Source organism: Prevotella fusca JCM 17724 (genome assembly GCF_001262015.1).
GTDB lineage: Bacteria > Bacteroidota > Bacteroidia > Bacteroidales > Bacteroidaceae > Prevotella > Prevotella fusca.
On record NZ_CP012074.1, the window covers coordinates 1,682,501 to 1,707,834 of the forward strand.

Annotated in this window: 25 protein-coding genes (1 of these 25 cut by a window edge); 7 read left to right on the forward strand and 18 right to left on the reverse strand. The window is 42.0% G+C overall.

Annotation, left to right across the window (positions count from 1 at the left end; translation table 11 throughout):
* Positions 1–300: the final stretch of a DUF4112 domain-containing protein gene (locus ADJ77_RS06830; RefSeq protein WP_025078851.1), read on the forward strand. 321 nt of this gene lie to the left of the window's left edge; 300 of the gene's 621 nt are visible here — the last part of the coding sequence; its start codon lies off the left edge, out of view; the stop codon is at positions 298–300.
* A 380-nt stretch (positions 301–680) separates the two neighbouring features.
* A complete protein-coding gene (locus ADJ77_RS06835) occupies positions 681–1,508 on the forward strand; it encodes a hypothetical protein (protein ID WP_050696175.1) in 828 nt (275 codons plus the stop codon).
* 95 nt (positions 1,509–1,603) lie between these two features.
* Here the strand turns inward: ADJ77_RS06835 and ADJ77_RS06840 are convergent, their stop codons facing one another.
* Positions 1,604–2,089, reverse strand: coding sequence for a hypothetical protein (locus ADJ77_RS06840; protein WP_050696176.1), 486 nt, complete (start codon positions 2,087–2,089; stop codon positions 1,604–1,606).
* Positions 2,090–2,235: 146 nt separating this feature from the next.
* On the opposite strand from ADJ77_RS06840, the gene ADJ77_RS06845 reads away from it, so the two are divergent.
* Together ADJ77_RS06845 and glgP are read left to right on the forward strand one after the other, a co-directional pair.
* Positions 2,236–3,882, forward strand: coding sequence for a glycogen/starch synthase (locus ADJ77_RS06845; protein WP_025078852.1), 1,647 nt, complete (start codon positions 2,236–2,238; stop codon positions 3,880–3,882).
* Between the two features lie 49 nt (positions 3,883–3,931).
* Positions 3,932–6,490 (forward strand): alpha-glucan family phosphorylase, encoded by a 2,559-nt coding sequence (glgP, locus tag ADJ77_RS06850; RefSeq protein WP_050696177.1) that lies wholly within the window; start codon positions 3,932–3,934, stop codon positions 6,488–6,490.
* Positions 6,491–6,925: 435 nt separating this feature from the next.
* Here glgP and ADJ77_RS06855 read toward each other — a convergent pair whose 3' ends face one another.
* The 16 genes from ADJ77_RS06855 to ADJ77_RS06930 form a co-directional block, all read right to left on the reverse strand.
* Positions 6,926–7,222 carry a hypothetical protein gene (locus ADJ77_RS06855; RefSeq protein WP_025078853.1) on the reverse strand — a complete coding sequence of 99 codons (297 nt, stop codon included), beginning with the start codon at positions 7,220–7,222 and terminating at the stop codon, positions 6,926–6,928.
* Positions 7,223–7,446: 224 nt separating this feature from the next.
* A complete protein-coding gene (locus tag ADJ77_RS06860; RefSeq protein ID WP_025078854.1) occupies positions 7,447–7,758 on the reverse strand; it encodes a hypothetical protein in 312 nt (103 codons plus the stop codon).
* A gap of 82 nt (positions 7,759–7,840) precedes the next feature.
* Positions 7,841–8,368 (reverse strand): hypothetical protein, encoded by a 528-nt coding sequence (locus ADJ77_RS06865; RefSeq protein WP_025078855.1) that lies wholly within the window; start codon positions 8,366–8,368, stop codon positions 7,841–7,843.
* Between the two features lie 103 nt (positions 8,369–8,471).
* Positions 8,472–8,999, reverse strand: coding sequence for a hypothetical protein (locus ADJ77_RS06870; RefSeq protein WP_025078856.1), 528 nt, complete (start codon positions 8,997–8,999; stop codon positions 8,472–8,474).
* A 122-nt stretch (positions 9,000–9,121) separates the two neighbouring features.
* Positions 9,122–9,649 (reverse strand): hypothetical protein, encoded by a 528-nt coding sequence (locus ADJ77_RS06875; RefSeq protein ID WP_025078857.1) that lies wholly within the window; start codon positions 9,647–9,649, stop codon positions 9,122–9,124.
* Between the two features lie 104 nt (positions 9,650–9,753).
* On the reverse strand, positions 9,754–10,281 hold the full coding sequence (locus ADJ77_RS06880; RefSeq protein ID WP_025078858.1) for a hypothetical protein: 528 nt from the start codon (positions 10,279–10,281) through the stop codon (positions 9,754–9,756).
* 122 nt (positions 10,282–10,403) lie between these two features.
* Complete coding sequence (locus tag ADJ77_RS06885) at positions 10,404–10,757, reverse strand: hypothetical protein (protein WP_316931907.1); 354 nt, start codon at positions 10,755–10,757, stop codon at positions 10,404–10,406.
* Positions 10,758–11,035: 278 nt separating this feature from the next.
* Positions 11,036–11,563, reverse strand: coding sequence for a hypothetical protein (locus ADJ77_RS06890; protein ID WP_025078860.1), 528 nt, complete (start codon positions 11,561–11,563; stop codon positions 11,036–11,038).
* A gap of 2 nt (positions 11,564–11,565) precedes the next feature.
* Positions 11,566–12,441 (reverse strand): hypothetical protein, encoded by an 876-nt coding sequence (locus ADJ77_RS06895; protein ID WP_025078861.1) that lies wholly within the window; start codon positions 12,439–12,441, stop codon positions 11,566–11,568.
* Between the two features lie 3 nt (positions 12,442–12,444).
* Positions 12,445–13,149, reverse strand: coding sequence for a type VI secretion system tube protein TssD (gene tssD / locus ADJ77_RS06900; protein ID WP_050696178.1), 705 nt, complete (start codon positions 13,147–13,149; stop codon positions 12,445–12,447).
* A 121-nt stretch (positions 13,150–13,270) separates the two neighbouring features.
* Complete coding sequence (locus ADJ77_RS06905) at positions 13,271–13,867, reverse strand: HU family DNA-binding protein (RefSeq protein WP_025078863.1); 597 nt, start codon at positions 13,865–13,867, stop codon at positions 13,271–13,273.
* A 443-nt stretch (positions 13,868–14,310) separates the two neighbouring features.
* On the reverse strand, positions 14,311–15,138 hold the full coding sequence (locus ADJ77_RS06910; protein WP_025078864.1) for a DUF4595 domain-containing protein: 828 nt from the start codon (positions 15,136–15,138) through the stop codon (positions 14,311–14,313).
* A 206-nt stretch (positions 15,139–15,344) separates the two neighbouring features.
* On the reverse strand, positions 15,345–16,322 hold the full coding sequence (gene rhuM, locus ADJ77_RS06915; protein WP_025078865.1) for a virulence protein RhuM/Fic/DOC family protein: 978 nt from the start codon (positions 16,320–16,322) through the stop codon (positions 15,345–15,347).
* Positions 16,323–16,365: 43 nt separating this feature from the next.
* Positions 16,366–17,598 carry an FtsX-like permease family protein gene (locus tag ADJ77_RS06920; RefSeq protein WP_025078866.1) on the reverse strand — a complete coding sequence of 411 codons (1,233 nt, stop codon included), beginning with the start codon at positions 17,596–17,598 and terminating at the stop codon, positions 16,366–16,368.
* A gap of 172 nt (positions 17,599–17,770) precedes the next feature.
* Positions 17,771–18,106, reverse strand: coding sequence for a 30S ribosome-binding factor RbfA (gene rbfA, locus ADJ77_RS06925; protein WP_025078867.1), 336 nt, complete (start codon positions 18,104–18,106; stop codon positions 17,771–17,773).
* 673 nt (positions 18,107–18,779) lie between these two features.
* Entirely contained in the window at positions 18,780–21,245 is a 2,466-nt protein-coding gene (locus ADJ77_RS06930) for a TonB-dependent receptor (protein ID WP_025078868.1), read from the reverse strand.
* 303 nt (positions 21,246–21,548) lie between these two features.
* Here ADJ77_RS06930 and ADJ77_RS06935 point away from each other — a divergent pair, with 303 nt between their 5' ends.
* The 3 genes from ADJ77_RS06935 to pdxT all read left to right on the forward strand — a co-directional run bounded on the left by ADJ77_RS06935 (position 21,549) and on the right by pdxT (position 24,160).
* Positions 21,549–22,544 (forward strand): hydroxymethylpyrimidine/phosphomethylpyrimidine kinase, encoded by a 996-nt coding sequence (locus ADJ77_RS06935; protein WP_050696179.1) that lies wholly within the window; start codon positions 21,549–21,551, stop codon positions 22,542–22,544.
* Between the two features lie 165 nt (positions 22,545–22,709).
* Complete coding sequence (pdxS, locus tag ADJ77_RS06940; RefSeq protein ID WP_025078869.1) at positions 22,710–23,582, forward strand: pyridoxal 5'-phosphate synthase lyase subunit PdxS; 873 nt, start codon at positions 22,710–22,712, stop codon at positions 23,580–23,582.
* Complete coding sequence (gene pdxT / locus ADJ77_RS06945) at positions 23,579–24,160, forward strand: pyridoxal 5'-phosphate synthase glutaminase subunit PdxT (RefSeq protein ID WP_025078870.1); 582 nt, start codon at positions 23,579–23,581, stop codon at positions 24,158–24,160. The genes pdxS and pdxT overlap by 4 nt, the downstream gene beginning before the upstream one ends.
* A 101-nt stretch (positions 24,161–24,261) precedes the next feature.
* On the opposite strand, the gene ADJ77_RS06950 is transcribed toward pdxT, so the two are convergent.
* The gene (locus ADJ77_RS06950) at positions 24,262–24,813 is read right to left on the reverse strand and encodes a WG repeat-containing protein (RefSeq protein ID WP_025078871.1); all 552 of its coding nucleotides are present in this window, start codon (positions 24,811–24,813) and stop codon (positions 24,262–24,264) included.
* Positions 24,814–25,334: the final 521 nt, after the last annotated feature.

A 25,334-nucleotide genomic window follows, 5' to 3' on the forward strand; every position in this document is an offset into this window, starting at 1 on the left:
AACTATTTAGTGGATATACTCTTGGGTAGTATTCCTTTTTTTATAGGCGATGTCATAGATTTTTTCTGCAAAGCACACGTAAAGAATTTGGACTTGATTACACGCTATGTGGAAGGAGATAAGAAAACTATCCGACAGGTGAGGTCGAAGGCTTTGTTGACTGCAATTCTTATTATACTCCTCAGCGTAATTATTTACTTCGTCTTCAGCTTATTGATAGGTGTAACGGAATGGACTTGGAGCTTGATTGTGGCAATGTTTAATTGGCTGTCAGCCTTTTTAACTGGTTCATACAGCTAAGGAATAGCCTCCTTGAAGAGCTGTGTTTTAATGCAATAGTTCGTATTCTGCAATTTCTTTTCATGAAGAGAAAGAATTATTTACGTGAAAAGAAATATTTTTCTTCATGAAAAGAAATAATTATTTTCATGAAAAGAAATTTATAATTCTCACAATGATGGCTTGTTCATCATTGTGAGGATTGTTTGTTTATACGCATGTTTCAACTGTGTTTTATGGATTATAATTTTCTCAGAATTATATTTTTATGGGCAATTTTGTTGTTTTCTTCTCAATATTTAATACCTTTGTAAAAGACTAAATCTATGTAGAAAGATGGTATGATATTGAGGATATGATACCAGAATACTACTTAACTTGAAACTATAAATGAGAAGTTTATGAAAAAGTCATTTTTGTATCTGCTTGCTTTACCTGTACTTATGTTGTTATTTGCAAGCTGTCATAGTGAAGAGGACGACTTTATTGATAAGCCGGATCCGAAGAGTCTTATTATCAAAGGTGTTGCCCGAACGTCAGGAGGTCAACCGTTGCCAGATATAGAAGTGAAGTTGGATTTCAGAGAAGCATCTCTGGTTACTACTAAGGTGTACCATAAGGCAAAGGCCACGACTGATAAAGATGGCAACTATATTATGTTTTTCAATTTAAGTGATGAGGAATTTAAGTCGTTGACAACTCCTGTAGGAGATGATGGTGTCTCATACAATTTGCAGCTTACATTGGATTTGAATAAATTAGATGACAAAGAGTATCTTTTGCCTTCAGATGATTCAGCGGTGCGTGATCCGAAAGAAAAGAAACTTTTTTACTACTCTTATAGACCACAAGGGGAGTTACAACTCGGAAAGGTTTACGAGGAGAACATATTTATCCCTCGCAAGCAGCTGGTGAATGTAAGGGTAGAAAGCAATGGGACTATAAACGAAAAGGATAAGTTTGCTGTCAGGAATAGGGTTAAGTATGGTTTGGAAAGTCAGATGCCTGCTCAATTTGACTTTGAAGGTGGACTGGTTGATTTCTACAGATCAGTAGCATTGAAGAATACTCATAGCCAACTTATTCAGATTACTTGTGCCGTTGCAGAAGGAAGTAAGATTGTTTTGTACCGTATTCCAGAAGGAGAGTATAATTATAAGCAGTTCTCATCAGAGGTTGAAGTGCCGGTGACAAAGACAGGAGGAGGGCTCATACTTAGGACTTATTAAGGCTGTTTTCTCGGTAGTTATTTAGTTTTAGGTTGTTTCTTTATTGGAATAAAAAAATATAGGGGCTAATTTCTTAGTCCCTATAAGCGATTTTGTTACTTAACGTAGAATGTTATATCCTTTGGAATCTTAACCCATTTGTTATTGACGACAATCTTCATCGTACTGCCAGCAAGTCGGGTCAGCGTGTAAGTTCCGTCAGAATTGCGTTTCAGTTCGGCTGTGAGGTCTTCACTGCCATAGTCATTGATGATGGTAAGGAGTGCTTTCTTGCCTTTTATGGCAGCATCAGAAATAATCCACTTGCGCGTGTCACGTACTGCACCGAAGTAGCCCGGTACCTCACCGAATATCTCCTGTCGTGGCACAGTGATGTTATTGTGATAGAAGTCTATGTCCATCCATACCTGGTATTCATCATTGACAAGATGCGCCTTGAAGATGGAGTCATTGCTTTGTACAGTCTTTCCGTTTTTTGAAGAAGATGTTTCCTTCTTCGTGTCCGGCAGGTTGTTTTGTGCGATTATGTTGGCAGAGAATGCCAGCATAGCCATTATTGTCAGTACAATCTTTTGTTTCATTTCTATGAATGTTAGTTAATTGCAAAGTTAATGATTTTAATTAATAAATTATAAGTAGTATTCAAAAATGTGTGGATTAAAATTGTTGCTTTCCTTATTTTGTATTACCTTTGTAGACGGTATGTATCAATATTTTAAAGGAGAAGATGTTGTTTCCGGATTATATTTTTGAGACCAGCTGGGAAGTATGCAATAAGGTCGGAGGAATTTATACAGTACTTTCCACTCGCGCAAAGACGTTACAGGACAAGATGAAGGATCATGTTATCTTCCTTGGTCCTGACTGCTGGCAAGACACACCGTCCCCTTACTTCAAGGAGGATAAGACGCTGTTTGCAGCCTGGCAGCAGAAAGCTGCATCCGAGGGTCTGTCTGTAAAGGTAGGTCGTTGGGATATTCCTGGTGAACCGATAGCCATGCTTGTTGGTTTCCAGTCATTTTTTGAAAAGAAGAGTGAGTTGTTTGGTAAGCTCTGGGAGTATTATCGTGTTGATAGTCTTCATGCTTACGGCGATTATGACGAATCAGCAATGTTCGCTTATGCTACGGCACTTGTCGTAGAGAGTTTCTATAAATTCTATCTCAGTGAGAAAGATAAGGTTGTCTTCCATGCAAACGAATGGCAGACAGGCTTTGCTGCGCTCGTACTGCAGCACCGTCAGCCACAGATAGCTTCCATCTTCACGACCCATGCAACCTGTATCGGTCGCAGTATAGCGGGTAATAACAAGCCGCTGTACGAATATCTCTGGGTATATAACGGTGACCAGATGGCTTCTGAACTGAATATGGAGAGCAAGCACTCTATCGAGAAACAGACAGCCCACCACGTTGACTGCTTCACGACAGTGAGCGATATTACGGCAACAGAGTGCAAGGAATTGCTTGACAAGCCGGTGGATGTAGTTCTTCCCAACGGTTTTGAGAATGACTTTGTACCAAAGGGTGCAACCTTCACAAAGAAGCGTAAGGCAGCACGTAAGCGTCTGCTCGATGTAGCCAGTGCGCTCACTGGTGATGATATACAGGATGATGCGTTGATTGTATCAACCAGCGGACGTTATGAATTCCGCAATAAAGGTATCGATGTGTTCATCGAGTCAATGAACCGATTGCGTTTTGATGAGAACCTGAAGAAGCAGGTCGTTGCCTTCATCGAGGTTCCGGGCTGGGTGGCAGGTGCGCGTCAGGACCTTGTTGAGCGTCTCAATAGCGGCAAGCAGTTTGATACACCGTTGGAGAAGCCAGTGCTTACACATTGGCTCAACAATATGGACAATGACCATGTACTGAATATGCTCAAGTCTGTCGGTATGAACAATGCGAAGGAAGACAGGGTAAAGGTCATCCTCCTGCCTTGCTATCTGACAGGGGATGACGGTATCATGAACATGAGCTATTATGACCTCGTACTGGGCAATGACCTCTGCGTCTATCCGTCTTACTATGAGCCATGGGGCTATACGCCGTTGGAGGCAGTAGCGTTCAAGGTTCCCTGCATCACCACTGACCTTGCCGGCTTCGGCTTGTGGGCAAATACAGAGAAGGGAAAGTATAGCGAGATAGAAGATGGTGTGAAGGTTCTGCACCGTACAGATTATAATTATTCAGAGGTAGCCGAAGGTATTAAGGATACCGTAGCCCGTTACTCTTCCTTTACGAAAGCGGAGGTGAACAAATGCCGTTCAAATGCTGAGAAGCTCTCCCGTAAAGCCCTTTGGAGTGAGTTTATCATGTATTATGAGCAGGCTTACAACATAGCATTAGAGAAAGCAGCCGCACGAAACAATTGATAATTCTTTAATAACGATATAAAGATATAACAGTCAAACTATAAAAGTTATGAAAATTAAATCAGATTATTCCAACGAACCTCAGTGGAAAGAGGTAACTGTAAAGTCAACTCTGCCAACGGAACTGGCATGTCTTGATGAGATTGCTCACAATATGTGGTGGGCGTGGAATTACGAAGCACGCAACATGTTTAAAGCTATTGACGAGGTACTCTATGAAGAGGTTGGACATAATCCAGTCCAGCTCCTTGAGCGTCTTAGCTACGACCGTAAGGAAGCTATCGTAAAGGACAAGAAACTGATGAAGCAGGTAAGTGATGTTTACAAGAAGTTCCGTGCTTATATGGACGTTAAGCCAAATACCAAGCGCGCTTCTGTTGCTTACTTCTGTATGGAGTTCGGTCTGAACCAGGCATTGAAGATTTACTCAGGTGGTCTTGGTATGCTCGCTGGTGACTACCTCAAGGAGGCTTCCGACTCAAATGTAGACCTCTGCGCTGTAGGTTTCCTCTACCGTTTTGGCTACTTCACACAGAGCCTTTCAATGGATGGTCAGCAGATTGCAAAATACGATTCACAGAACTTCAACTCTCTGCCTATTGAGCGTGAGCTTGATGAGAACGGTAACCAGGTTGTTGTTGACGTGCCTTACCGCAACTATCAGGTACATGCACTTGTATGGCGTGTGAACGTTGGACGTATCAAACTTTACCTGCTCGATACCGACAATGATATGAACTCAGAGTATGACCGCCCTATCACCCACTCTCTCTATGGTGGTGACTGGGAGAACCGTCTGAAGCAGGAGATTCTGCTTGGTATCGGTGGTATGCTCACATTGAACAAGCTAGGTATCAAGAAGGATATCTATCACTGTAATGAAGGTCACGCAGCACTCTGCAACCTCCAGCGTCTTTGCGACTACATTGATGGTGGTTTGACATTCAACCAGGCTATTGAGCTTGTACGTGCTTCTTCACTCTACACCGTTCACACCCCTGTACCAGCAGGTCACGACTACTTCGATGAGGAACTCTTCGGCAAGTATATGGGTGATTATCCTGCAAAGCTCGGTATCTCTTGGGACGAGTTCATCGGTATGGGTCGCACCAATCCGGATGATCACGGCGAGCGTTTCTGTATGAGTACCTTCGCTTGTAACACCTGTCAGGAGATCAATGGTGTGTCAAAACTTCATGGTTGGGTAAGCCAGAAGATGTTTGCACCATTGTGGAAGGGCTATTTCCCAGAGGAGAACGCAGTAGGCTACGTTACCAATGGTGTACACCTCCCAACATGGACAGCAACAGAGTGGCGCAAACTTTACGACAAGTACTTCGATAAGAGCTTTATGGGCGACCAGAGCAACGAGTCTATCTGGCACGCAATCTATAATGTTCCAGATGCAGAAATCTGGGAAACACGTATGGCATTGAAGCAGAAGCTTATCAAGTACATCCGCGATAAGTTCACTAAGCAGTGGCTCCGCAACCAGGGTGACCCAGCTAAGGTGGTTTCTATCCTTGAGCGCATCAACCCTAATGCATTGATGATTGGTTTCTGCCGTCGTTTTGCTACATACAAGCGTGCACACCTCCTCTTTACCGACCTTGAGCGTTTGGAGAAGATTGTAAACAACCCGGAGCGTCCGGTTCTGTTCTTCTTCTCCGGTAAGGCTCACCCAGCAGATGGCGCAGGTCAGGGACTTATCAAGCGTATCTTCGAGATTTCACGTATGCCACAGTTCCTTGGTAAGATTATCTTCCTTGAGGACTACGATATGCAGTTGGCTCGTCGTCTCGTTTCAGGTGTTGACATCTGGATGAATACACCGACCCGTCCACTCGAGGCAAGTGGTACATCTGGTGAGAAGGCTGAGATGAACGGTGTCGTAAACCTCTCAGTACTCGATGGCTGGTGGGTAGAAGGCTACCGTGAGGGTGCCGGATGGGCATTGCCAGAGAAGCGCACCTATCAGAACCAGGGCTATCAGGACCAGCTCGATGCAGCAACGATCTACAGTCTGCTTGAGAACGAGATTGCACCTCTCTACTTCAACAAGGACAAGAAGAAGGGCTACTCAGAGGACTGGGTGAAGGTTGTGAAGAACTCTATCGCAACTATCGCTCCTCACTATACGATGAAGCGTCAGCTTGACGACTACTATGACAAGTTCTATGAGAGTCAGGCTAAGCGTTCTCATAAGCTGGTAGCTAATGACAACAAACTTGCCAAGGAGATTGCTCTCTGGAAGGAGTCAGTAGCTGAGCGTTGGGACAGCATCTGCGTTGTTTCAAAGAACGAGGAGGCGTTGCAGGACCTCTCTACCGGTCACGAGGTGAAGGTTACTTACACCATCGATGAGCAGGGATTGAATGATGCCGTAGGCCTTGAGCTTGTATTCTTGAAGAATGCGCCTGTTCATGACATAAACATTCACAAGGTTATTCCGTTCAAGATGGTCAAGAGCGAGGGTAACCACTACACCTTCGAGGCTGCTTTCGATGCAACAGAAGCTGGTGCTTACAAGTGTGCTGTCCGTATGTATCCTAAGAACAACCTCCTGCCTCACCGTCAGGACTTCGCTTACGTGAAGTGGATTGGATAAGAACAGTCTGAGGACTAATCAATAGTAAAAAGCCATTCCTAAACTCTGAAAGGAGTTGGGAATGGCTTTTTTTTCTATGCGGAATATTCGGTTCTTCCGTTAAGTGTATAAGGTTGGAAATAGAATAAAGGTTTATATGCTTGCATGTTTTGACTATCCAAAATCAGATGGTCTCATAAGGGGAGGATAAATTACAAGATAAAATGCAGAAAAGGCAAATAAATGCTATGCCTACCCATTACCATGTCTTTCCGTCTTCTATGAACAACTTATTCCCATGTCAATCGGAGTCTGTAAACTATTTTCATGCAACTCAAAACCAATACATGCTCTATTGGCTTCTAAAAGACGCCCAATTGACTTGCAATAGATGCCCTTTTGAGGTCTAACTAACGCCCTTTTGAAGTCCAATTAAGCACCTTTTCTTGCACGACTTTATAACTGACTGATTTCCTGTTGGTTGCAAACTTGCTTTTTACATGTGTTTTTACCTTTATCTGTAGATGTTTTACTCGAAATTATGTCATGATTTTTCAAGCCATTGTCTACAAGTGTTCCCTTGATATAAGAGTTTAATTGCGAAACGCATACTTCAGTGTCATTATCGTCCGTTATGTTGTAGACAATGAGCTTATAGTCGTAGCCAAACTTATCCTTTTGTTCTGCCGCTGTGTAGTATCGTCCTGTAATGGCATTCAGCGGATAGCCGTTTACATCTCCCTTCGGCTTCACTTGTCTTTCCCTGTCAGTGAAGCGGCTTGTTTTCTTGTGATATTTAGTTTTCAGTTTATAGGATTGTACCGTCTTGTTGGTCCGTTCTGTAAAGCTCTTGCCTTACCTTGAGGATGCGTAGAGAACGAAAGGAATAAAATACAGAAACCTTATAGAAGTAACTTTTTCATAATCTGATGCCTTTTGATAGAACACTCTTTTTATGTGTATCAGACTGTTGCTGTTTAGAGGGAAAGTGCGCATACCAGTATGATGGCAGTATTCAATATCAGCAAACCTGCATATATAATCCTGTAAATGAGGACGGATGATTTTTTATATTCACAGCCCAGCAACAGTACAGAAAGTACAGCCAGAATAATGCTTGTTGCATAATACAGCAGATACAGTACCATAGTAGGCTGATATACTTCTGCATCAGTTCTCTCCGTCAGTTCCTCTGCGTCAAACCATGCCCCCTGCATAATGCCCAGAATAGCAAGGATAAGCACAGGACTGATTGCTGATAATAATTTTAAAAGGAAGGGTTTTCTCATTTTCTATTTGTCAATATGATCTTTCTTTCACCACGTCTCGCATAGGTGTATTACACCTATATATGTCTTTTAGCTGATGATTTTACTCCATATCGTGTTTTAATTTAACAAGTCTTTTGCCATGGACTGCATACTCTTCTGTTCGTGAGTGTCCGATGCTTGCCCGTTCGTTTAAATCTTCTTCATAATTGAATATTATTTCTATTCTTCGTAGTTGAGGTGTTCTGTCAATCACATGATTATATAAATACAAGGCAATAGTGTCTTCTGTGTTTGCTGGTAATGAAAAAAAAGTTGTAGAATCTTCAATATCAACACCGAATGAATATGCGTAGTTCTTGTTAAAAAAAACAGAATCATTGGGTAAGGGGTCTCCTTTTTCATTTATATTATAGATGTATCTGTCTGGATTCTTCCAATTATTCCTTTTCTCCAACTCCTTGAAATAACATTCTTCCTTTGCTGAATACTTTGGCTGGTTGTCAGGTTTAGCCCTATGCAATGAGACCCACAGAATATAACGTGTGCAAGTACCCACAGAGAGGAGAATACAGGTCCACATTGCAATTTGAAGGATAATCCTCTTACTTCTTTTTCTTTCCTTTCTCATATTTAATGTATGCCCATCTTCTTATTAACTACAATGTTCTACCAGATAAAACAGACTTTTCAGCACAGAATTCTCGGAACATATATTTTTTAAACTGAAGATATTACTCTGTGTCGTGTTTTAATTTAACAAGCCTTTTACCACGAACTGCATACTCACTTTTGCGAGAATGTCCTAAACTTGAACGTTCGTTTAACCATTCTTCATACTCGAATAATATTACTATTTTCTGCAGTTTAGGAGTCCAACCGATCACATGGTTATATAGATGCAATGCTATGGTATCTTCTGTTTTATCTGGCAAAGAATAAAAAGTTGCAGAATCCTCTATTTCTACACAAAACATATAGGCATAATTTTTATTCAAATCAACTAAACGTTGATGTAATGATTTACCGCTTTTATCTATATTGTATACGCTCCTACGCACGTAATCCCACCCCTCTTTTCCTTCTATTTCATTGAAGTACTCTTTCTCCTTGACAGATAACTCCGGCTGATTCCCTGGCACAGGTCGGAATAATGCAGCCCATGAAAGATAGCATACACAAATAACCACAAAGGAAAGAATCAATATCCATATTGCAAACCGTAAAATATTCTTTGTCTTTATACTTCTTTTCTTTTCCATACTTAATATATATCTATGTTCTTATTAACCACAACTGTGTTGTCAATCTTATGCCAGGTAAAACGAGTTTTTCAGCATGGAACTTTTGGAATATGTATATATTTCTTTGTTAGCTGATGATTTCACTCCATATCGTGTTTTAATTTTACAAGCCTTTTTCCACGAACTGCATATTCACTTTTGCGAGAATGTCCTATGCTTGCCCGTTCATCTAAATCTTCTTCATAATTGAATATTATTTTTATTTTCTGCAGTTCTGGTGTTCTTTCAACCACATGATTATATAAATATAAGGCTATAGTGTCTTCTATTTTAGTGGGTAAGGAAAAGAATGTTGTAGAGTCTTCTATCTTTATACCAAGGGAATATGTGTAATCTTTGTTAAGAAAAACAGAATCATTGGGTAAGGGGTCTCCTTTTTCATTTATATTATAGATGTATCTGTCTGGATTCTTCCAATTATTCCTTTTCTCCAACTCCTTGAAATAACATTCTTCCTTTGCTGAATACTTTGGCTGGTTGTTCGGTTTAGCCCTATGCAATGAGACCCACAGAATATAACGTGTGCAAGTACCCACAGAGAGGAGAATACAGCTCCACATTACAATCTTAAGGATAATCCTCTTACTTGTTTTCCTTTCCTTACCCATATTTAATGTATGTCTATGTTCTTGTTAACTACAATGTTCTACCAGATAAAACGGACTTTTCAGCACAGAATTCTCGGAATATATATACCCTTTAACTGAAGATATTACTCTGTATCATGCTTTAATTTAACAAGCCTTTTACCATGGACTGCATATTCTTCTGTTCGTGAGTGTCCTATACTTGCACCATCTCCTAACCGTTCTACATAAGAGAAATCAATTACAATTCTCTTTAATCGAGGACTTTTGTGGATAATGTGATTATATAAATGCAAGGCAATTGTGTCCTCAATCTTAATAGGTAAAGAGTAGAAAGTTGCGGAGTCTTCTATTTTTGTATGAAACATATAGGCATAATTTTTATTCAGATTAATTAAATGCTGATTTGAGGGATCTCCGTTTACCTCTATATTATATATGCTTCTTTGCACGTAATCCCACCCCTCTTTTCCTTCCATTTCATTGAAGTACTCTTTCTCCTTGACAGATAGCTCCGGCTGATTCCCTGGCACAGGTCGGAATAGTGCAGCCCATGAAAGATAGCATACACAAATAATCACAAAGGAAAGAATCAATATCCATATTGCAAACCGTAAAATGTTCTTTGTCTTTATTCTTCTTTTCTTTTCCATACTTAATATATATCTATGTTCTTATTAACCACAACTGTGTTGTCAATCTTATGCCAGATAAAACGAGTTTTTCAGCATGGAACTTTTGGAATATGTATATATTTCTTTGTTAGCTGATGATTTCACTCCATATCGTGTTTTAATTTTACAATCCTTTTTCCACGAACTGCATATTCTTCTGTTCGTGAGTGTCCAATGCTTGCTCGTTCGTTTATTCGCTCAATATAAGAGAAACCGATGACAATTCTCTGTAGTTCAGGATTTCGGTCAACCACATGATTATATAAATATAAGGCAATAGTATCCCCAGTTTTACTCGGTAACGAAAAGAATGTTGTGGAGTCTTTTATATCAATACGAAGAGAATATGCATAGGGGTTGTTCAGAAAAACAGAATCACTGACTAATGCTTCTCCTTTTTTATCAATATTATAAAGGTATCTACTTGGATTCTTCCAACTATTCCTTTTCTCCAACTCTTTGAAATAACACTCTTCCTTTGCTGAATGCTTTGGCTGGTTGTTCGGTTTAGCCCTATGCAATGAGACCCACAGAATATAACGTGTGCAAGTACCCACAGAGAGGAGAATACAGATCCACATTACAATCTTAAGGATAATCCTCTTACTTGTTTTCCTTTCCTTACCCATATTTAATGTATGCCCATTTTCTTATTAACTACAATGTTCTACCAGATAAAACAGACTTTTCAGCACAGAATTCTCGGAATATATATACCCTTTAACTGAAGATATTACTCTGTATCGTGTTTTAATTTTACAAGCCTTTTTCCACGAACTGCATATTCTTCTGTTCGTGAGTGTCCAATACTTGCCCGTTCGTTTAAATCTTCGTCATAATTGAATATTATTATAATTTTCTTTAATCGAGGACTTTTGTGGATTATGTGATTATATAGATGCAATGCAATAGTGTCTTCTGTTTTATTTGGTAAAGAAAAGAATGTTATGGAATCATTTATTTTTGTACGAAACATATAAGCGTAATCTTTATCCAAATCAACTAAACGTTGATGTAATGATTCACCGCTTTTATTTATATTGTATACGCTCCTACGCACGTAATCCCACCCCTCTTTTCCTTCCATTTCATTGAAGTACTCTTTCTCCTTGACAGATAGCTCCGGCTGATTCCCTGGCACAGGTCGGAATAGTGCAGCCCATGAAAGATAGCATACACAAATAACCACAAAGGAAAGAATCAATATCCATATTGCAAACCGTAAAATATTCTTTGTCTTTATACTTCTTTTCTTTTCCATACTTAATATATATCTATGTTCTTATTAACTACAAATGTGTTGTCAATCTTATGCCAGATAACATTCTTTCCAGCTATCATGTTTACAGTCTTTCCTTGGATTCTGCGAGAGACAACTTTTAGCTGTTTTAAATTCTTTAGTACTTCGAATATACCAGTATCAACAGTGGAACCATGTACACTATCAAAACCAGTACCAAAGCTGATGTACACTCCGTATCTATTCACCCCATGGATTCTATGATCTCCGACAACAGGATCTATGTGAAATTTTCGTTTAATTTTCATAATGGATGGAGGAAAAGCAGGAGTAACGTAGAACGGTTGAACATCTTCCTCTTTGACATATCCTGCAGTTATCTGATAACAGGGATAGTTTCCTTCAACAGAAAATTCGTCACCTTCATCTGCAGATAGCATGACAGACTCACCAACTTTGTAACCTTTCTCTATAAGTGCTTTTGCCATGCCTGCTGCGTATGCAGCCCCCTCACTGTGAGAAATAAAATAAAACTTTTCGTTTCCCACCCCTTTTGTTATTTCTGCTATATGTTGCATTGCAAATTTATAACCTTTCATTTTCCGGTCATTTCCGCTCTGGTCACCACCAAAAAGGGAACTCCCATCAGCATAGAAAGGTTCTTCTTGATAGTTTTGATTATTGAAATACTCTTTAGCTGTTTTTATAAATTCTTTTAATGATCCTTGTTCTTCAAGAAAAAAATCCCAATATTCACTTTTGGCCTTTCCTGGTGACATATTGACAATATTCAACAATCTATTCCAATGCCCATTTACCAAAATCAGTTTAGGTCTGCCTGTAACTTTCAACTTCACGCTTCCTACTGCTTGTGGTGATGTAACTTTAATTATAGCCATCTTTTATTCTTTCCTTTTAAATTCAAAATCCTCTATAATAATCATCCCATTGTCATTAGTTTCTCCCGAACATGAGGCATGGTAGACCCCTTCGTCGGTCTCTTCCTCAAAGTCGAACTGGACAGTTTGTCCTACGTTGTAATTACCAAGAACTAAATAGAGTTTTACAACTTCCCCAATAGGAAACTCCCTGCATTTCTCCCCATCTGGGTTTATCCAGTAGGCATCGTTGAGGTGTACATCTGTATCGGCTACTACTTCTGACATCTTCATAGGTTCCTGTAAAGCCTTAGCCCAAAGCCAGAATAGTCTCCTCTCAATCTTGACACTTTTGTTGATTGTCATCTCCATCGGGGATATTTTCACGTAAGTAGTCATCCTGTCATCATCGAGTAGGTTGAACGTCTCTCGAAATTCTGTGATGTACGCTTTACTGAACTTGATCTGGCGAACAGGTATATCGCTCTTTGCATCATATATTTCCAGTTGTCCCTCAGCAAGGGGAGTCTCTTCTGTCTTCATCATCAATTCCATGATGAAGTTGTCAGCAGGCGTATTCATCTGTATACACAGCTGTCCGTCACCGGGCAAGGTTTGCCTGGGGTGACCACTCCAACCTGTGGGCAGGTAAAAACTCTGATTGAGCAGTTCAACGTCATAATGATGACCGTTAAGTGTTAATTGCGCAGTGCAGGCATAGACTGTCAGTTTTTATGTTTCTACAAAAATAACATTTTTCTTCTGAAAAACAAAGTATTCGGAAGAGATTTTATATCTGTCAGATTACTTTATCCAGCATGACGGATGTCGTCCGTCTGCTTTTTTCGTCCTATGCTTTTCTGTAGATTTTGCGGTAACGTGAACCGATGTTGATGATTTTCTTTTCACGTTCCAATTGTGCCGCAAGCTGGTAGGCATAGGTGGTAGAAAGATTCAGACGGCGACGGAGGTCGTTAACGGTTATTATCGGACTCTCATCAAACAACTCTTTTAGTGCAGCATTGACGGTTTGTCTCAAAGGGAGTGATGGCGTACCGTCTTTATAGGTCTTGTTTTCAAACCCCATCTCTCCTAATGCTTCATGGAAATCCTTGTCGGGACGGAACCTGATTTTGCGAACAGCAACATTACGGAGGTGATGACGATGCGTCTTAGGGTCTTCGTACATGTCGCCTTTAAGGGCAAGGGAGAAGAAGCCGATGCCTGGCAAATGAACGGTATTTCCGCTTTTCAGCTCCTCTGCTAATTCTGTTTTTAATGCAGCGATTGTCCCGAGAATGTCAGCTGTTGTGAGCGTTGTCGTTTGTTGGATACGCTGACAAATTCTCTCTATTCCCGTGACATCTTTTTTGATAGGTACGATTCTTAGTGCTTTACGTTGTGCGAGTTTACCGCTTGTTCTTAATAGTTTGTAATTTACAGTCATAGCTTTACGTTTGTAATAAGGGTTAATAATCATCTTTTCCGTGAGCCGTTAGTGTGTGAAACGAGTCTCTATAATCACATACTTCTGGCTTAGGCTGAATTCTTTTCACGAAAGAAAGAAATTATTTACGTGAAAATAAATATTTCTTTTCATGAAGAAAAATATTTTCTTTCATGAAAATAATTCGTGATTTATGCTGCAAAGATACTGTTTCGATGGTCGCTTGGCAAGGATAAGCTATGTAGTAATGTCTGTATTTGTGCTATTTTGCGTGGGTTTAGATTTGGGATGGGTGGATAAAAGGGTAAAAGAAAAGCTCTCAGACCAGTGAGGGGTATGGTCTGAGAGCTATGGTTTGAAAGTAAACCCCTATTGATTTACTTTCCGAGTGTACTTTATAGAAGGGGGATGATAAATATATGTAATGATATAAAATACTTTTTTTACCACACGAACTTGTATTGATGGCTACCACTTGTCATTGATGTTGGGAAGCCATTACCATTGAAAGTCCATGTAAAGTTGGTTTTGTTGCCGCTCTTATTAATAAGCTGTACAGGCAAGTTCTTAGTTGCTTTTCCAAGCAATCCTGCATAGTATGCGTATTTTATTGCACCCATATCAATACCAAACGTTGTGTTAAAAAGCATAATGTTGCCCTTGTTTACTATAGGAGCTGGGGTTGTATCTGAGGTATAAGCAACTTTATAAGTGTCTTTTTTTCTTGTTGTTGTTTGTGAGACGATAGTTTTTGTCTCTATTTCAGAGATGTTGCTATCTTTATAAGTCAAAGTAAATTCTTTGTAGTCATCTGCTGAATGGATTATATTAATTAGTTGGTCATTATCGTTATAAGTGAACCTCCATGTATCTTCCTTTGTGTTTTCCTTTTGCTCTATCATGCATTCTCTAACAAAACCGTTGTTGTTCAGATACATTATATAGACAGTTGCTTTCCCATTACGTTCTACTTTCATAAAGACATTTGGGGTTACAATAGCACGTGTTTTTGTGTTATTGTATTTGAAAGATACCGTTTCATCCTTAGTCTTAATGCCTGTAACCAATCCTCTGTCATCTGTTTGGATAGTCATACTATCCGCCTCTTTAGGCATGCCATTAGTAAATACCTTTGAAAGGTCAATTGTTACAGGATCTGGTCTGCGTTCAATAATCCAGTCATCATCTTTTTTGTTACTGCATGATGATAAAACAAATGTTGCACCTATTACTGCTGCAGTAAGAAGTGCGATTGTAATAGTCTTTTTCATTGTCCCGTTTTTGTGTTATAATTTTGTAATCGGCACGTTCTTGTCAACTCATTGGCTTGTGCTTTTGTTCTCTGTTGCAAATATATAAAAAACTTTCTTCAATGACCCGTTTCTATACTATGATTTTATTAGTTTAGGGTGAAAAAGCATATAATAGACTCTATATTATAGCTTTGCTTTGTGCTGTATTTCTCTTACTGTATTTACTAATTGGCTTGGTTGATAAGGTTCACCACTACCTTTACCATTATATCCTTTTCCTCTGTTTTGCTCTCAGCAATCATTAGGGTGAGGGCAACGAGTGTGTTGTCAGCAATTCGTTTGGTACCATCGGGGCGATAGAGGATGGCATTGTTGTTCATAAACCATAGGAAGAGGGTGGCTGCAATGCGCTTGTTTCCATCACTGAACGAGTGGTTCTTAGTGACAAGATAGAGTAGCATAGCTGCTTTCTCCTCCACACTCGGATAAAGTTCCGTACCATCAAAGGTCTGATAGATTTGTCCGATAGAACTTTTGAAGGACTCATCCTTCTCATTACCAAAGAGTACAGAACCACCAAACTTCTGTCGAAGAACATCTATCTCGTGCATAGCATTCTCGTATGTGGCATGGAAAGGTTCTTCTTTGGTAGTCTTGGCGATATGTAATCGCTGGTAATCATAGTTATCAAGTGTGTCGAGTGCGTAGGTATAGTCTACTACAACATCAAAGAGTGCATTGCTTTCGTCCGTCGTCTTTGCAGGTTGTTGCTGGATGGCTCTGCCTAATACTTGTATGAGTTGGCGCAGTTCCGCAATCTGATGTTTACGAATGTTCTCGTTGATAGCATAGCCTTTGACAAGATATTGCTTGAGAACAGAGTTTGCCCATTGGCGGAAACGCACACCTCTTTGGCTATGTACACGGTAGCCAACAGATATAATTACATCAAGAGTATAATAAGGGACAGGCTTTTTTACGCCATTAACGTGCAGAAAATGCACGTTATTCTCTCGTGCAAGTTCTGCTTCTTTAAAAACATTGTTTACGTGTCTTCGTATGTTTGACTCTTCCTTGTCGAAGAGTTCTGCCATTTGCTTTGTACTTAGCCATACGGTCTCCCCATCCAACTTTACATCAAGCTGGGTTTTACCATCTTCACTTTGATAGATGATAATTTTGTCGTTTAAGGTTTCAGTCATGTTGTTTAGGTTTTTAGTTGTTAGTCAGTGGGCGAGGGGGTGCTTATTCCTTCGTCAGTTTACGGCTCATATAGCGCACAGGATACCACACGGAAAGCCAGCCGACGAGGATAACAGTGAGGAAGATGGCGATGATGTCTTCGGGGTGAACGCTGATAGGGTAGGCGTTGATAACGAAGTTTCCAGCCTGGTCGCCAAGCTGTACAAGTCCGTAAGTTTGCTGCAACCAGCAGAGTAATAAGCCGAGTGCAATGCCGATGACAGCGCCCGCAGCGGAAATCAAACGACCTTCAAAGAGGAAGATGCGGCGTATCTGTCCGTCTGTAGCACCGAGGTTGCGCAGGGTGATGACATCCTCCTTCTTATCGATGATAAGCATGGAGAGCGAACCGATGATGTTGAAACATGCCACCATGAGGATGAACGTGAGGAAGATGTAGGCAAAGAGCTTCTCAATGCGCATGATATTGAACGTGTCGGCTTGTTGCTCATATCGGTCCAATACCTTGTATTTATCGCCGAGGAGGGTTTGTATGTCGTTTTTCGCCTTATCAATATCGACGTCTGGTTTCATGCGCAACTCAAGTGAGGTAATCTCACCCTGTCGGTTGAAGATATGGCGTGCGAAGTCGAGGGAAGTGATGATATACCCCTTGTCATACTTCATCTGCTTCACTTGAAAGAGTGCTCCCGGTGACACCAATGAATCCTTTACGAAGGCATCAGTAGGATTAGCGGCATCGTACTGTCCTTCACGCTGTGGTGCATAAATATGTAGATAGTCCTGCCACATCACCCCTGTACCGAGGTCTTGAGCCAGTCGGATGCCGAGAACGCCGTACTGCAGGTTGGCAGCATGGAGCGTAAAGTCGCCGTCACCATAGAGAATGTTGCTGATATGTGTCAGTGAGTCGAAGTTATCTTCCACACCTTTGACGTTCACCATAGCCTGTTTGTCATGATAGACAGCCAATGCCTGGTCCTCCACACACTCTGTCGCAACTTCCACTATTGGCAGGCGTTTCACCTTCAGAAGCGATGGGTCCTTGGCAGACATAGCCTTTCCTTTTGCTGCTTCAATCTTCAGTTGTGGGTCGAAGTTAGTGAAGAAGGATGCTACAAGGTCGGAGAAGCCGTTGAAACCACTCAACACAACTACCAGTGCCATTGTAGCCACAGACACACCGAGTACGGAGATGAGGCTGATGACGTTGATGGCATGAGTGCTCTTCTTTGAGAAGAGGTAACGACGGGCAATGTAAAAGGGGAAGTTCATGATGGGTGATGGGTGTTTAATGTTGGGTGTTGATGATGTGTGAGTGTTGGGTGTTTAATGTTGGGTGTTGGGTGTTTAATGTTGGGTGTTGATGATGTGTGGGTGTCGGGTTGAATGATGTATATTGAGACTTTCTACTAACCATCAACACCCATCACCCAACACCCAAATATTACTTCTTCAGTAACTCGTCAATGCGCTCTATGTAGTCAAGGGAATCATCAATGAAGAAGCGGAGTTCGGGGATGATGCGCAGTTGGTTGTGCACACGCTGTCCCAAGTCATAGCGGATGGTCTTCTCGTTGGCATTGATGTTCTTCAACAGTTCGTCGCCCTTCTCTGACGGAAAGATGCTGAGGTAAGCCGTACAGATACTGAGGTCGGGACTCACCTTGACGCGTGTCACGCTGACCAGCACACCGTGCATCATGCGTGTCTGTGTCTGGAAAATACTTGCCAGCTCCTTCTGAAGGAGGCGTGATATGCGGTTTTGTCTTGTCTCTTGCATAGTTTTGTCTGTTATTATATTTAATCCTGCAAAGGTACTGAAAGTTTGAGGAACCCGCAAACTTTTGTATTGAAGATGGTGCTGTCGGTATTAGATGTGGGAGTATAGATGTTGTACATGATTAACTCCAATCGGGCATAAGGATATATAATGCTGTTTATAATTAGTGCTGTTCTGTAAACATTTCCGTAAAAGTTAGTCAATCAGTATCTTTATAATTACCATGATGAACTTCTCTTGCTGTTTTCAACCGGTGTGCTGTTGGTTAGCACATGTGGTGCTGTTGGTTAGCACATATGGTGTTGATGGTAAACACCAATGGTGTTGAGGGCTGATTACGTTGCAATATGTTACTGAGTAGGGGGCAGTTCTTAGTCAGAAAAGAGTTATACGACCAAAAACAAATAAAAGATAATTGGTTAGAGGACTTACTTGTTCAAAGGCAATAGGCTGTTCTCTGTTATGATTACCATTGTCGACAGCATTTATCGTTGTCCTACGTCTTTGTTACATAGACCGACAATTAACTCAACTGTAAAACAAAACTGTACAGGTTCTATGACTTATTTGGATTAAAGGGGATTGTTGTAACCTGCTTTAAAACAAAACAGCCGCATTACCAGTGCGGTAATACGGCTGTCGAAAAAATATAATTAATAATTCAGAGAGAGTCTTAGAGTTTGACGCTGAGACCAACATACCATGTTGCACCGTAAACAGGAGCATACATGAAGGCTGCATCATCGGTGTGTTTCTCGTCCTGAATATAGCTAAAGATGTTCTTGGCACCAGCATAGACAGTGCACATACCGAGACGCTTTGCAGCACGGCAGTTGAAGAGCATGAAGGTATTTGTCTTCTTGATCTTTGATGTTGCACCGTTATCTTCAGAATTGTAGTCGATGTACATTTTACCTTGCAATGAACTTGTGAGAGAGAAGCTCCATGTGCCAGGAGTATAGTCGAGGTCGATGTCGCCTGTCATTGCCGGGAAACGAGAGATGTTGCGACTGTCCTTGGCATACTGCAGACGCTGTGGGAACTCCTTTACGGTCTCATCATTAGGATCAGACCACTCTGCACGCTCATGCTTGAACTTACCCTGGTTGAATGTCCAGTTTACGCCGGCTGTGAAGTTGCGGAAGAGGTTTGCCTTTGCACCTAATTCTACACCCTGTACGTAGGCATCGTCAACATTCTCCCACTGGTAAGAATAACCGAACTTTTTTATCTCGTCGTCTGCAGGAGAGAACTGAATCTTGTCCTTCAGATTGGTACGGAAGAGGTTGATACTGAACTGATACTTCTTTGCGTAGTAGTCAGCTGAGAGGTTGTAGCTGACAGCACGCTCGCCCTTGAGGTTTGATGATTTCCATACACGTGGTGAACCGCTGCAGAGGTGGAGGTCCTCAGAGAATCCGTAAGGTGCACGGAAGCCTGTACCAACATTGGCACGAAGGATGAGAGATGGGGTAAGTTCATACTTGATTGCGATACGGGGATTGACAGTAGTCTTGCTGAACTTGGTGGTTGGGAAGGCACTGTCAGACACCTTTACGCTGGTAGTGTATTCCTCACCAGAGCTGTGGGAATCAACACGGATGCCCGGTACTGCGGTCAGCTTTGGTGTGATGTTCCACTCGTCCTGTACGAAGAATCCAATTTCATTGGCATGCTTCTTACCGATAGAGGTGTAAGGAATGCCATAATAAGGACTTGCCTTTTCATCTTCAGCAGAGATAACGTAGAGACCAGTCTCACGCAGATGGGTGAAATAGCCCTGTACACCTGCAAGCAGTGTGTGGTTGCCGAGGATAGAAGTAAAAGTGAGAGATGGTGTTACGGTATTCTCTTTGGCAATATAAGGACGCATGATCGAAACGTCAGGTGCAGCACCGTCCTCGTCTGGATGTGCCGGATCCTTGTGTGAATCCATGTAGTCGTGGAGGAAGGTGTCATTGGTTGCCAGGCGTTTATGATATACGTAGGCTGTTGCAAGGTTCAGTTCAGAATGCTTACCGATAGGCAAGGTGTAAGCCAGGTCGGCTGAAAGGCGGTTTGTACGGATGTCCTCTGTGCCGTCAGTAAATGGATTCAGATACTGGTCATTGGTCATTACGCCACCGAAACGGTGCTCGTCAATCGCCTTGCCACGCAGCACGAGCTTGTCATTCTTCGTAAAAGGCTGATAGAAGTAGAGGCTGAAGCCGAGGTTGTTCACCGTTTCGTCTACACGGTCAGAGATGCCATCCTTGTTCTTTACCTCCTTACGTGTCAGACCGTTCTGTGTGCGGTCAATCGCATCCATCTGTGTGCGCTGTGCGAAGACACTCAGTCCGATGTTGTTGTAACGCATAGAACCAGAGCCTTTGTAGCTCTTGAAACCGAAGTTTCCGAACTGAACGTCACCGTTGACAACCGGCTCGTAGGTTGGTTCCTTTGAAATGATATTGATAGCACCAGCCACGGCACTACTGCCATAAAGGGCTGAACCGGCACCTTTCACCACTTCAAGGCGGTCGATGTCATTGGTACCAATCTGCTGCAGACCGTACACACCAGCAAGACCAGAGTAGACTGGTTCACCATCGATGAGCACCTGTGTGTGTTCCGCACCCAAGCCTTGCATACGAACTTCAGAGAAGTTGCAGAACTGACACTGCTGTTCAACACGGATACCTGGTACACCCTCAAGTGCTTCATACAGGTTCTGGGCATTCTTCTTTGTGATAGCCTGCGATGTGAGAACTTCCGTACGGATAGGTACATCCTTTACGAAGTGAGTTGTACGGGTACCTGTTACAACGACCTGACTCAACTCCAACGGGTCTTTCTCCAGTTCAAAGTAAGCACCTGTGCCTTTATTGTCAACCATATCAACCTCAAGTTCCTGCTGCTGATAGCCAGCAAGCGTAGCGATAACTATCTGCTTTCCGACAGGTAGATTGCTCAACTTGAAATGACCAGTGGCATCGCACTGTGTCTTCAGGTTGGTTCCTTTCACTTTAATTACAGCATGAGGGAGGTGTTGACCGCCTTCTTTTGCCTTTACGTCACCGAAGAGCATTGCGTCGGTGTTCTGTGCCATGGAAGCAATAGAGCATAGCATGACAGTCAAGATTAGTAAAACTTTCTTCATTTGTTATTATATGGTTTGTAAATAACGGTGCAAAGGTACGTTTTTCTTCTTAATATCGCAATACCTATTAGTGGGTAAATTAAGGGTGGATTGTCCGGATAATTAGCCTGAGATGGCTTATTGGTCCTGTTTTCTTTATTAGCCCAATCAGGCTTATTAGTCCACTTAGCCTAATCAGACTTATTAGTCCAATAGCCCTGACGATAAGTCAGAACTTTAGTTTTTCTTGTCAATTTAGGAATAACTCTTGCAGGTTTCAATATTTTCATTTTACTTTGTAGGCAAAATAATAATCTCAAGCTGTTGAAGACAATTCTCACCATAACAGGCTCGGACAGTACGGGTGGATCCGGCGTGCAGGCTGACATCAGGACGATAGCAGCCCTGGGAGGCTATGCAGTGTCGGCGGTAACGTCGGTCACGGTACAGAACACTTTGGGAATTCAGGCTTTCTATGACCTTCCGGCAGATATTGTCAGGGGGCAGATTGAGGCGATTATCAATGATATGCAGCCTGACACGGTGAAAGTGGGAATGATAAGAACCACGGAAACCTTGGCTGTCGTGGTGGATGCGCTGCTGAAGTATCGTCCTCACCACATCATATACGACCCGATAGTGACGGCAAGTAATGGTGACAGGCTGATGTCGGATGATGTGATTACTCAGATACGCTGTCGGTTGTTACCTCTGTGTTCGCTCGTTATCCTGCGAGAAGGAGAGGCTGAAAGAATCTTCGACTGCTCGTCACTGAAAGGAAAAGGAAGTGATGCTGTCCGCTCGTTCGTACTAGATGACCCATTGCAGCATGGATTGGCAAACAGCTTTTCATCAGCACTTGCCGTCTATCTGAGCCAGGATGAATCGATGGAGCAGGCTATACAGCATGCCCGGGAATACGTGAAAACGCTTGTGGCGAGGAAGAGCGACCTCAGTGGGCGGAGCAGCCAGCTGTATAATGACTTTTTAGAGGAAGTGCAGAAGCATTATCGTACGAACCGTGACGTTGCTTTCTATGCAGACTGTCTGAACGTATCTCCCCGTTATCTCTCGCAGGTGGCGCACCGTATCTCTGGCAAGTCGCCAAAGTGTATCATCGATCATACACTCACGGAAGCCCTTGCCTGCCAGCTTCGTACGACGCAGAAGACCATACAGGAGATTGCTTATGAGCATGGTTTTGCTTCGCAGGCACAGTTCTCGAAGTTCTTTAGAAAGCAGACCGGGCAGACGCCAAGCGAGTGGAGACGTCCGCAGAAGAACCTCCCCCCAGCCCCTCCAGAGGAGGGGAGTGCCTGACGGACTATGTTGGGGAAAGGTTGGCGAAGGCTTTGAATACTTCTTATAGTTAATTGATTCCCGTATTTTCGAGCGTTTATTACAATTGCTTATAATGAATCCTTCTTTTGTGTTTTTCATTCATTGAATATTGCTTTAGGAGGACTTCAAATAAATTAAACAGACATGACAAATAGACAAGAACTAAACCGTAACCTCGCCCAGATGTTGAAGGGCGGTGTAATCATGGACGTAACAACACCAGAGCAGGCTCGTATCGCTGAGGCTGCAGGTGCTTGTGCAGTAATGGCATTGGAGCGTATCCCTGCTGATATTCGTGCAGCAGGCGGCGTTTCACGTATGAGTGACCCTAAGATGATCAAAGGCATTCAGGAAGCTGTGACCATCCCTGTGATGGCAAAATGCCGTATCGGTCATATCTCCGAGGCGCAGATTCTGCAGGCGATTGAGATTGACTACATCGATGAGAGCGAGGTGCTTTCTCCTGCTGACAATATCTATCATATTGATAAGACACAGTTTGAGGTGCCATTCGTCTGTGGTGCACGTAACTTGAGCGAGGCTTTGCGTCGTATAGCAGAGGGTGCAACAATGATTCGTACAAAGGGCGAGCCTGGTACGGGTGATGTTGTTCAGGCTGTCAGCCACATGCGTCTGATGCAGAGTCAGATTCGTGAACTCATTAGCAAGCGTGAGGACGAACTCTTTGAGGCTGCTAAGCAGTTGCAGGCTCCATACGAGCTCGTGAAGTATGTACATGAGAACGGTAAGCTGCCTGTAGTGAATTTCGCTGCTGGCGGTGTGGCTACTCCTGCCGATGCTGCATTGATGATGCAACTCGGTGCTGAGGGTGTCTTCGTTGGTTCTGGTATCTTCAAGAGCGGTGATCCTGCTAAACGTGCTGCAGCTATCGTTAAGGCGGTTACAAACTATAATAATCCAAAGGAGTTGGCACTCTTGTCAGAAGACTTGGGTGAGGCGATGGTTGGTATCAACGAGCACGAGATTGAGGTGCTCATGGCTGAGCGCGGACAATGAGAATTGCCGTGCTTGCCCTGCAGGGGGCGTTCTTAGAGCATGAAATGATGCTTCATAAGTTGGGCGTTGACAGCTTCGAGGTGCGCCAGCTGCAGGATTGGAAGCAGGAGAAGGACGGATTGATTATCCCGGGTGGTGAGAGTACTACCCAGGGTAAACTTCTCCACGACCTCGGTTTGCTTGACCCTGTCCGTAAAGCCATTGAGGACGGTCTGCCGGTCTTCGGTACTTGTGCTGGCTTGATTCTTCTTTCCCGTGAAGTGGAAGGGAATAGTCAGTCGGCTCCTGTTCCTCCTCGTCTGGGCACAATGAACATGACAGCAGCCCGTAATGCCTACGGTCGTCAGCTGGGTAGTTTCCATACGGAGGCTTCTTTCAGGGGGATTGAAGGCGATATTCCAATGACTTTCATCCGTGCACCTTATATAAAGGAAGCAGCTGGAGAGGTAGAAATACTTTCAGAAGTTGATGGTCATATCGTTGCTGCTCGCCAAAGAAACCATCTTGTCACTGCTTTTCATCCAGAATTGGATAATGATACTCGTGTACATGAATACTTCTTGGAAATGGTGAAGTGATACTTTTGATAGAAAAGTAAAAACAAACGTAAAATAAATAGGCTGTCATAGGCATTTATAAGAGATTATAAGTGCTTATGGCAGCCTTTTCTGTGGTACGTTTAAAGAATTAAAAACGATCTTCCGTTATTATCTTCAAATATAAAATAAGATATTTGCTTGGAATCACCCTTTTCTTCTTTCCAATTAGTTATTTGACTTTTTATTATGATACCTTTTAGCAGCGTTTGTTTGTCTCTTTTCAGATAGTCTTTTTTCTCTCCTTTTTGGAAACAATAATGCCCGTTATCAAATTTCACGTCATCGTATTCTGACTTTATCAGACGTTCACCTTGAGCATTGAACATACCATATTTGCCCTTTTCTTTTACTATAAGACTGGGAGACTTTTTATAACCTCTGTCTATACTGAATATTTTTTCGTATTCTGCAGGTAGCACTTGTTTTCCTTCGTAGCTATAGAGACCTTGTAGCCCATTCAAGTAGACCTTCCAAAAGCAGTGCCAGTAATCGCCAAAGTCTTCTATTTTGTCGTATTTAATGGGTATTAATTCCTTCCCTTTACTGTCGTAACTTCCTTTCAGATTGTTCTTGGTGACAATAAACATGTTGTTTTTCAGTTGTTTAATGCTATCAAGATTATCTGAGAGCATTTTCCCTTCTGCTGTGTAAATTGCAAGTTTCCCCGTCTTGGCATCTTTTTAGTAGTCCAAAGGCTTTCCTGTGTTGTCACACCTACTTGCGCCTTTACACCCACCCAACAGAACAGAGAAAGCATGAAGAAAAATGTTTTTAGAGTATTCATTCCTTGGTAAGTATTTATAGCACAAAGATAAAGAAAAAACATGATAATTAATGATATATCATATTTTTTCTACTGCAACTTAATCTTATGTTTCTTTCTTTATGACAAGTTGCTTCCGTTTTAGCTACCTACGGCAAGCTGTTTTGTGGTTGATAGCATTGGTGTTCACCATCCGCACCATTGGTGTTTACCATTAGCACCACTGGTGATGAACAACAACGCAATGGTGGGAAACGAGAAGAAGACTTCTTGAGTGTTATTGATAATGTAGCATGACATTAATAAATAAATTAAGAGGAAAGATGTTTGTCGGGTGCTGCTAAGCAGTTGTGTGAGCTTGTATTTAGTGGAGGAATGTTTTTAATAGCA

Coding starts and splice junctions, on each gene's coding strand:
- rhuM (WP_025078865.1), bottom strand. CDS start 16,322: ATGACTGAAACCTTAAACGACAAAATTATCATCTATCAAAGTGAAGAT.
- ADJ77_RS06835 (WP_050696175.1), top strand. CDS start 681: ATGAAAAAGTCATTTTTGTATCTGCTTGCTTTACCTGTACTTATGTTG.
- ADJ77_RS06950 (WP_025078871.1), bottom strand. CDS start 24,813: ATGCTCTCAGATAATCTTGATAGCATTAAACAACTGAAAAACAACATG.
- ADJ77_RS06920 (WP_025078866.1), bottom strand. CDS start 17,598: ATGAACTTCCCCTTTTACATTGCCCGTCGTTACCTCTTCTCAAAGAAG.
- pdxS (WP_025078869.1), top strand. CDS start 22,710: ATGACAAATAGACAAGAACTAAACCGTAACCTCGCCCAGATGTTGAAG.
- ADJ77_RS06840 (WP_050696176.1), bottom strand. CDS start 2,089: ATGAAACAAAAGATTGTACTGACAATAATGGCTATGCTGGCATTCTCT.
- rbfA (WP_025078867.1), bottom strand. CDS start 18,106: ATGCAAGAGACAAGACAAAACCGCATATCACGCCTCCTTCAGAAGGAG.
- ADJ77_RS06930 (WP_025078868.1), bottom strand. CDS start 21,245: ATGAAGAAAGTTTTACTAATCTTGACTGTCATGCTATGCTCTATTGCT.
- glgP (WP_050696177.1), top strand. CDS start 3,932: ATGAAAATTAAATCAGATTATTCCAACGAACCTCAGTGGAAAGAGGTA.
- ADJ77_RS06910 (WP_025078864.1), bottom strand. CDS start 15,138: ATGAAAAAGACTATTACAATCGCACTTCTTACTGCAGCAGTAATAGGT.
- ADJ77_RS06870 (WP_025078856.1), bottom strand. CDS start 8,999: ATGGAAAAGAAAAGAAGTATAAAGACAAAGAATATTTTACGGTTTGCA.
- ADJ77_RS06875 (WP_025078857.1), bottom strand. CDS start 9,649: ATGGGTAAGGAAAGGAAAACAAGTAAGAGGATTATCCTTAAGATTGTA.
- ADJ77_RS06890 (WP_025078860.1), bottom strand. CDS start 11,563: ATGGAAAAGAAAAGAAGTATAAAGACAAAGAATATTTTACGGTTTGCA.
- ADJ77_RS06860 (WP_025078854.1), bottom strand. CDS start 7,758: ATGAGAAAACCCTTCCTTTTAAAATTATTATCAGCAATCAGTCCTGTG.
- pdxT (WP_025078870.1), top strand. CDS start 23,579: ATGAGAATTGCCGTGCTTGCCCTGCAGGGGGCGTTCTTAGAGCATGAA.
- ADJ77_RS06905 (WP_025078863.1), bottom strand. CDS start 13,867: ATGACTGTAAATTACAAACTATTAAGAACAAGCGGTAAACTCGCACAA.
- ADJ77_RS06845 (WP_025078852.1), top strand. CDS start 2,236: ATGTTGTTTCCGGATTATATTTTTGAGACCAGCTGGGAAGTATGCAAT.
- ADJ77_RS06865 (WP_025078855.1), bottom strand. CDS start 8,368: ATGAGAAAGGAAAGAAAAAGAAGTAAGAGGATTATCCTTCAAATTGCA.
- ADJ77_RS06880 (WP_025078858.1), bottom strand. CDS start 10,281: ATGGAAAAGAAAAGAAGAATAAAGACAAAGAACATTTTACGGTTTGCA.
- ADJ77_RS06895 (WP_025078861.1), bottom strand. CDS start 12,441: ATGGCTATAATTAAAGTTACATCACCACAAGCAGTAGGAAGCGTGAAG.